At 32.3% G+C, this 8,854-nt stretch carries 2 protein-coding genes; both read right to left on the reverse strand.

Features of this window, described 5'->3' with window-relative positions:
* On the reverse strand, positions 1-855 hold an 855-nt coding region (locus tag ACYP5M_RS26435; RefSeq protein WP_459735727.1), incomplete at its 3' end, for a condensation domain-containing protein.
* Positions 856-1,017: 162 nt separating this feature from the next.
* Positions 1,018-8,811, reverse strand: a complete 7,794-nt coding sequence (locus tag ACYP5M_RS26440; protein WP_459735728.1) for an amino acid adenylation domain-containing protein — start codon at positions 8,809-8,811, stop codon at positions 1,018-1,020.
* Between the last annotated feature and the right edge of the window lie 43 nt (positions 8,812-8,854).

An 8,854-nucleotide genomic window follows, 5' to 3' on the forward strand; every position in this document is an offset into this window, starting at 1 on the left:
ATATTCCGCATCTGTATGATTAAATTCTTTTAATAATTGGTTCTTTTCTTCTTCTAATAATAGCTCTAATTCTGATATTTTCTGATTATAATTTACTAGTACTGATTTGAAAACATTAAAAAAGCTATCAGTCAAAATCCTGACATCAAACTCGGAAAGCTGTTTTTTGTTATAGATAACCTTTATGTTACTTGATTCATTTTGAGTTGATTCAAGTATAAATGATAATTGATTTTTGCTTGAACTTAGTATATAGTCAATATCTTTTTCCTGATGTAACCCCTTCATTGATATATTTATCGGCGTTAGTTCCATCAAATTATTGATATTTTCATCTTGTAATATCTTTGTATTTAAATAGGATTGATTCTTATATATTTGCAGCATTTCACCCTTAATGCTCATCATGTAGTTCGAAAATGATTGATCATAATCTATATGAGATGTTAACGGTAATACTTTATTTAACATCACTCTTCCTACAGGCCTATAACAAGGAATACCAATGGTGATATCTTTTTCAGACAAATATTTTGATAAACTAACCTTGAATGCCGATACGATAAAAGTAAAAGATAAAAGATCATTATCTTTACATATTTCTTTTAGCCTGTCACAATAACATTTATCAATGGTGATTTCATACTGACCTGCTTCATGTGAATCTTCCCCATGACCCCATGTGTTTCCTTCGCTATTTTTTGCTATATGAATCGCTTCTCTCCAATATTGAATTGGATCATGTTCTTTCATTTCCTTCATAATATCTCTTAACCACCTATCTAAACATATAATTCTTAACGCTTGGTGTGAAACATCCATGTAAAATTTTCCAGTTGGAGTCTTTGTGGGCATGCGCTCCACCCAAAGATGAAACGATTATTCGTGTTTCGTAAGGGAAACAGCTGATCATGCCCACTACTCCATTTAGAACAGATTCTTTATGTCTACAAGGAATTCATAACTAAATGAACTTGCTCATCGCAATTCGATATATTAGAAAAGTCGAAAATGCTCCTATAACGAGAAATGTTCAAATAAATCCAACTCTAATTTTGGATCATTATTCTTTAAGTTTTTCAACTCTATATTGTTTAATGTTACATTTCGATCATTGGTTATTGTTTTAAGGATGGAATCGTAATCCTCTAATAAAAATTCGATAGTCTCTTTATGGAACAGCTCTACACAATACGATAATACGATTTCAAGTGTTTTTGGATATTCTACTACTTCTAAATTTAGGTCAAACTTTGATATTTTGTTTTCCATTTTATAAGGTCTTAATATAAGACCATCCACTTTCATATCGCGATCTGATTCAATTGCTGCAATATCAAACATAACATCAAACAATGGGTTTCTACTTGTATCCCTTACTAAGTCTAGACTTTCAATTAACATTTCAAATTGGTAATTTTGATTTTCATGTGCATATAGAGAGTTTTCTTTTACTTCTTTTAAGAAATCCACATACATTTTATTTCCTTCAGGCTTATTTCTTAGCGCCAACGTATTTACAAACACTCCCATTATATTCTGAAGGTCTGCATGTGATCTTCCTGCTATCGGTATTCCGATTACGATATCTTTTTGTCCACTATACTTAGACAGCAGTATATAAAACCCTGATAGTAACACCATATGCATCGTTGTTCCTGTTTCTTTAGCAAGATTTCTCAATTGTTCTGTAGTCTTTTCATCTACTTCAAAACTTAAAGTATCACCTGCAAAACTTTGAGTGGCCGGCCTTTCATAATCACCAGGGAAATTTAATACAGGTATCCCCTCTCTAAACATATTTAACCAATACTTTTCTTGTTTTTTCATTTCTTCTGATTTCAAGAATTTATTCTGCCACTCTGCAAAGTCCTTATACTGCAATTTTAATGGTTGTAATTCTCTTCTTTTATATAACTCGATAAACTCATTCACTAAAATACCGCCAGATACTCCATCTGATATGATGTGATGCATATCTATCAATAAATATGTTTTTTCTTCACTCTCTACCATTTCTACTCTTAATAGTGGTGCTTTACTTAAATCAAATGGCTTTATGAATTTATTTATGATCGCATCTAGATCTGCGCTTTCTTGTCTGATCTCTAACTTAAATTCATAAGAATGATCAATTATTTGTACGATTTCATCTTGATTCGTTTCAAAAGAAGTTCTTAATGCTTCATGTCTTTGAATCAGTTTCTTAAATGTTTCTTCTATTCGTTTAATATTAATATTTCCATCTAACTCAAACGCCGTTGGCATATTGTAAGCTGTGCTATCTTTATCAAATTGCTGCAGCATGTACATTCTCTTTTGTGCGGATGAAGCTAAATATATATCCCCATATTCTATTTTCTCTATTTTTGAGTGAACATTTTCCTCTTGACCTTCTAAAAATTCACTTAGTTCTTTTATTGTTGGTAGACTAAATATCTCGTTTAGTGGTATTTCTTTATTCAATACTTTATGAATCTTTGATAAAAGAATGGTAGCTTTTAGAGAATGACCTCCAAGCTCAAAAAAGTTATCATTAATTCCTATTTCTTCTATTCCTAATACTGCACTCCATAATTCTGCTAGAACCTTTTCTAATTCACTTCTTGGCACCTCATATTCATTGGTCTTTTCTGCTACATTCGGTTCTGGAAGTGCTCTTCTATTAAGTTTTCCATTAGGAGTTAACGGCATCTTTTCAATTTGAACAAAATAAGAAGGAATCATATATTCTGGTAGGCTTCCTCGTAAAAGATCCCTTAATTTCAAATCTTTTATTTCTTTATCACTTACCACATACACACAGATATACTTTTCATTTTCTTTATCTTCTTTTACCACAACTGCTGCTTCCTTCACTTCATCATGCTGCAGTATTCGGTTCTCGATTTCTCCAAGCTCGATTCTAAAGCCCCTTATTTTCACTTGATTGTCTATTCTTCCCACAAACTCTATATTTCCATCAGGCAGCCATTTTGCTAGGTCCCCAGTTCTATAAATTTTCTTTCCTGGTTCAAAAGGATTTTCTACGAATTTTTCTGCTGTTAATTCTGCTCTATTTAAATATCCTCTTCCTACACCATCCCCGCCAATACATAATTCGCCTTCAACTCCTATAGGCATTTGTTTATCCTTATTTAATATATAGATGCTTGTATTACTGATTGGTCTGCCAATTGTTATTTTTTCATCTTGTTCTAGAAGTTTTATTGTTGACCATATTGTTGTCTCTGTTGGTCCATATACATTGTAAATTTTTGTATGATTGTACTTATTCCACTTATTAAATAAACTTGATGCTACCTCTTCTCCGCCTACTAATACTAATTTCAAATGATTAATGGATTCTTGAAAATCTTCATTTTCCAACAGTATATTCAATCTTGAAGGGGTGCTTTGCATGACTTCTATCTTATTTTCATCCATAATTCTTGCCAGTTTCTTACCATCAACACTTTCTTCGCTGCTTGCAATTACAACCTTTAATCCATTTGTTAATGGTACTAGGGTTTCTAGTCCAAAGATATCAAAGCATAATGTTGTAATACATAATATATTTTGATATGAATTCAATTTAGTTTCTTGCTTTATTCCATGGATAAAATTATTTACCTGTTGTTGTTCTATCATTACACCTTTAGGCATACCTGTTGATCCTGACGTATAAATAACATATGCTAAATCTTTAAAACTATTGATTTTCTCTGGATTTCTTGATTCTCCACACAATAAGTCACAGTTAAATAAATCCAGAACAGATCCTTTAAACTTCACCATATCTAGTAAACTTGTCTCACTTAGTATTATCTGGCACTTACTGTCTTCTAACATATATTCTATTCTTTCCCTTGGATACGTTGGATCAATAGGTAAATATGCCCCTCCTGATTTCAAAATACCTATTATTCCTATTATCATCTCAAGAGATCTTTCCACCATTATCCCTACTATTGTATCAGCTTTAACTCCTCTATTTCGTAACTCTATTGCAAGTCTATTAGCTCTTTCATTCAACTCTCTATAAGTTAACTTTTTATCTTCAAATACAATGGCAATATGATCGGGTGTTTTTTCCACCTGTTCCTCAAATAATTGCTGTATCGTTTTTCCCTTGGGATAATCAGCTTTTGTATTATTGAACTCATATAATAGTTGGACCTTTTCTTCTTCTGTTAACAGGTCTATTTGATTTAGTTCTACTTCCGTATTATCCATTACATTTTCTAATACTCTAATAAAATGTTTGCCTAATCTTTCTATTGTTTCTTTATTAAATAATTTTGTACAGTACTCTAAAGTAAAGCGTAATGTTTTGTCCGATTGTGTTACATTCAATGTTAAGTCGAACTTAGATGTCCTGTATTCATCATTATATTTTTTCAATATAAATCCATCGAATTCATTCATACTTTCCGTTTCTATGTCAACCATATTGAACATGACATCAAACATTGGGTTTCTACTAGCAGCTCTTCTCACATCTATCTTTTCTATTAATGCTTCAAATGGATAACTTTGATTTTCATATGCCTTAATAGAATTCTCTTTTACCTCTTTAAAGAATTCTGTAAATTTCTTACCACCCTCTGGTTTCATCCTTAATGCCAATGTATTTAGAAATATACCCATTATATTTTGGAGATCTGCATGAGATCTTCCAGCCACCGGTACACCGATTACGATATCCTCTTGCCTGCTGTATTTAGATAGTAATATATAAAATGCTGATAGTAATACCATATGCATGGTTGTTCCTGTTTCTTTTGTAAGCTCTTTTAATTGTTCGATCAGTTTTTCATCCAACTCAAACCCTACATTATCACCTTCGAAACTTTTAATGGCTGGTCTTTTATAATCAGTAGGGATATTTAATACTGGTATTTCATCACCAAAGATATTTAACCAATACTCTTCTTGTCTTTTCATTTCTTCCGAATTTAAGAACTTATTCTGCCACTCTGCAAAGTCTTTATACTGTAGCTTTAGTGGTTTTAATTCGTTCCCGTTATATAACTCTATAAACTCGTTTATTAAAATATTACAAGATACTCCATCTGAAATAATATGATGCATATCTATCAGTAAGTATGTTTTATCTTTACTCTCCACGAGTTCCACTCTTAATAATGGAGCTTTACTTAAATCGAATGGTCTTATGAAGTTATTTAAGATCGTATCTATATCTTCGTTTTCTTGTCTTACCTCTAACTTAAATTCATAAGAATGATCGATTCTTTGTACAATTTGATCTTCATTCATTTCAAAATAGGTTCTTAATGCTTCATGTCTTTTAACAAGTTTCCTAAATGTGTCTTCTATTTGTTTTTTATTAATATTTCCATTTAACTCAAATGCTATTGGCATATTATAAGCTATGCTATTCTTGTCAAACTGCTGCAGCATATACATTCTTTTTTGGGCAGATGATGTTTCGTAATTCCCTTCATCGCTTATTTTTTCTATTTCAAGGAAAATACTCTCTTTCTCATTTTCAACAAATGCACTTAGCTCTTTTATTGTTGGTGACTCAAAGATCTCTTTAAGTGGCACAGTTTTGTTCAATTCTTTATGAATTTTTGAAATAAGTACTGTGGCCTTTAATGAATGTCCTCCAAGCTCAAAAAAGTTATCATTTATACCTATATTGCTTACACCTAATACAGCCTGAAATATTTGAACTAATTTTTCTTCCATTTCATTTCTTGGTGCCTCGTATTCTGCTCCAGTAAGAACTTCACCTTCTGGATCTGGTAAGAATTTTCTATCTGTTTTTCCATTAGACGTTAATGGCATTTCCTCCAGCTTTATAAAGTATGACGGTACCATATAGTCTGGTAAGGACTTTTTAAGGTTTTCTCTTAGTTCTCCTGCGCTATACTCTTCTTTCCCCACATAATAGGCACATAGATACTTATTTTCATTCTCACCTTTATCTATTACGATTACTTCTGTGATACCTTCTACTTTTAACAGGCTGTTCTCAATTTCTCCAAGTTCTATTCTAAAGCCTCTTATTTTAACTTGAAAATCGATTCTGCCTAGATATTCTATATCTCCATTATGAAGTAATCTAGCTTTGTCACCAGACCTATATATTCTTTCCTCTATTCTGTAAGGGTTCGTTACAAACTTTTGCTGGGTCAGTTCCTTCCTATTTAAATAGCCCCTTGCAACCCCATCGCCGCCAACACAAAGCTCTCCTGGGACACCCACTGGTAAAAGTCTTAAATTTTCATCCATTATATAGGCAGTTAGTGTAGGGATAGGCTTTCCTATATTACTTACCCCTTCGTTTATTTCTTTTTCTCCAATTTCTTTATAGGTTACATGAACGGTTGTTTCTGTTATTCCATACATATTAATCAATTTTGTTTCAGGATATTTTTTTATCCATTCTCTTAACATTTTCGGCTTTAATGCTTCTCCACCGAATATGACATATCTTAAATTCAGTTCTTTTTCACTGTGTGCTAGTTCTTTATTCATGAGGCTATAAAAAGGAGTTGGAATTTGATTTAAGACTGTAACCTTTTCTTTTTTTAGGATTTTTAAAAATCCCTCTGTATCCATGGCTACCACTTTTGGAACCAAAACCAGCTTTCCTCCATATAACAATGCTCCATACATTTCCCAAACAGAAAAATCAAAGCAATAGGAATGAAACATTGTCCAAACATCTTTTTCATTAAAATCGAATTTCTTTTTATTATTAAACAATAACCTTACCACGTTCTTATGTTCAATCATTACACCTTTAGGATTGCCTGTAGTTCCAGATGTATAAATAATATACGCTAAATTCTGTGGAGTATTTACTAGATTTAGATTACTTGAATCTCCTTCAAATAAATCGTTATCCAATAAATCGATCATATCTACATCCGTTTCTATATGATCAGCTAGCCCTTTTGTAGTTAATAATATTCTGGTTTGACTATCCTGTAACATATATTCTATTCGATCCTTTGGATAGTCTGGATCCATAGGCAAGTATACTCCGCCAGCCTTTAATATAGCCATGATTCCTACGATCATTTCAATAGAACGATCTGCCATGATCCCTACAATAACTTCAGGTCCTGCACCTTTTTCTCTTAAGACTCTAGCCAAGGAATTAACCCGTTTATTAAGTTCTTTATAAGTTAGCTCTTGATCGCCAATTACTACAGCAATATGATTTGGTGTCCTTTTTACTTGTTCTTCAAAAAGTTCGTGTATCGTTTTGTTTCTTGGATAATCTGCTACTGTATCATTAAACTCTGTCAAGAGCATATCATTCTCATCTTTGCTTAGTATTTCAATATCCTTAAGTTTAATCTCCACATTTTTTGTGATTTCTTTCACGATGTTTACGAAATGACTTACCATTCTTTCTATCGATTCATGCTTATATAGGCTGGTTGAATAACTTAAATCGATGTTTATCTCATGTTCTCCTTCTATCGCGGTCATGGTTATGTCAAACTTTTCAACATCGACGCTAAAGTGATAGGGTTTAAAGGTTAATTCTTCTATCTCCAATTTCGCTTCATCCATGTTTTGTAATACAAACATCACATCAAATAAGGGATTACTATTTAAATCTCGATTGACAGTTACTTGATCTACTAAATCTTCAAATTGATAATCTTGGTTTTCATAAGCACTTAATGTCTTTTCTCTTACGGATTCCAAATATTCTATAAAATTTAACTTACTATCTACACTCGTTCTTATAGCTAACGTATTTACAAACATACCAATTATATTTTCTAAATCTCTATGATTTCTTCCAGCTATTGGGGTTCCAACAACAAAATCTTCTTGTCCACTATATTTTGCTAGGAAAATATTAAAGCTCGCTAATAACACCATATGCAAGGTGCTTCCAGTTACTTTTGCTGCACTTCTTAACTTTTGAGTTATTTCTTTATCCAGTGTGAAAGATTCACTACTTCCACTAAAATCGATTTTTGATCGTCTTGAGTAATCAGTAGGTAAATTTAATACCGGCAGCTCTCCACTAAATTCCTTGAGCCAATATTTTTCCTGTTTTCTATACTCCTCACTTTCTTTTTTCTTCAATTGCCATGCCGAGTAATCCTTATATTGCACTTTAAGTTCTTCTAAGTCTTCTCCAGCATATAGCTTGCTAAATTCTTTAGCTAAGATGCTCATAGAGAACCCGTCTGATATGATATGATGCATATCAAACAGCAGAATATGTCTGTCTTTCTCTAGACTTAGCAGAGAAACTCTTAGTAACGGGGCCTTCTCTAAGTCAAATGACTTTATGAATTCAATCGCTTTTTCTTTTACTTCTTCCTCGTTCTCGACTTTTATCTTTTCTACTCTGAACTCCATTTCTTCTGATTTATGCAATTTTTGTACGATCATATTCTCTTTTGCATGAAAACTTGTTCTTAATGCTTCATGTCTCTCAATTAACTTTGTAAATGTTTCTGTTAATCTAGCAATATCCAGATTACCCGATATATCTAGGCCTCCCAGAATATTATAGGCAATACTATCTCTATCAAACTCTTGCAACATATACATTCTTTTTTGTGCTGAGGATGCTTCATAGTATTCCTTTTCCTCTACTGTTGTTATTTTTGTATAAATAGTTTCTTCCTTATCTTCTATAAATGCACTTTGTTCTTTTATGGTCGGCAACCCAAATAGATCTTTAAGCGGTATATCTTTATTCAATGCTTTATGAATTTTTGATTGAAGTACTGTGGCTTTTAGAGAATGGCCTCCAAGGTCAAAAAAGTTATCATTTATTCCTACTTTTTCTACTTTTAATACTTCACTCCAGACCCTTGCCAAAGCTTCTTCTACTTCATTTCTTGGTGCTTCATATTCATTTGTC

The sequence above is a fragment of the Peribacillus sp. N1 genome (genome assembly GCF_054600815.1).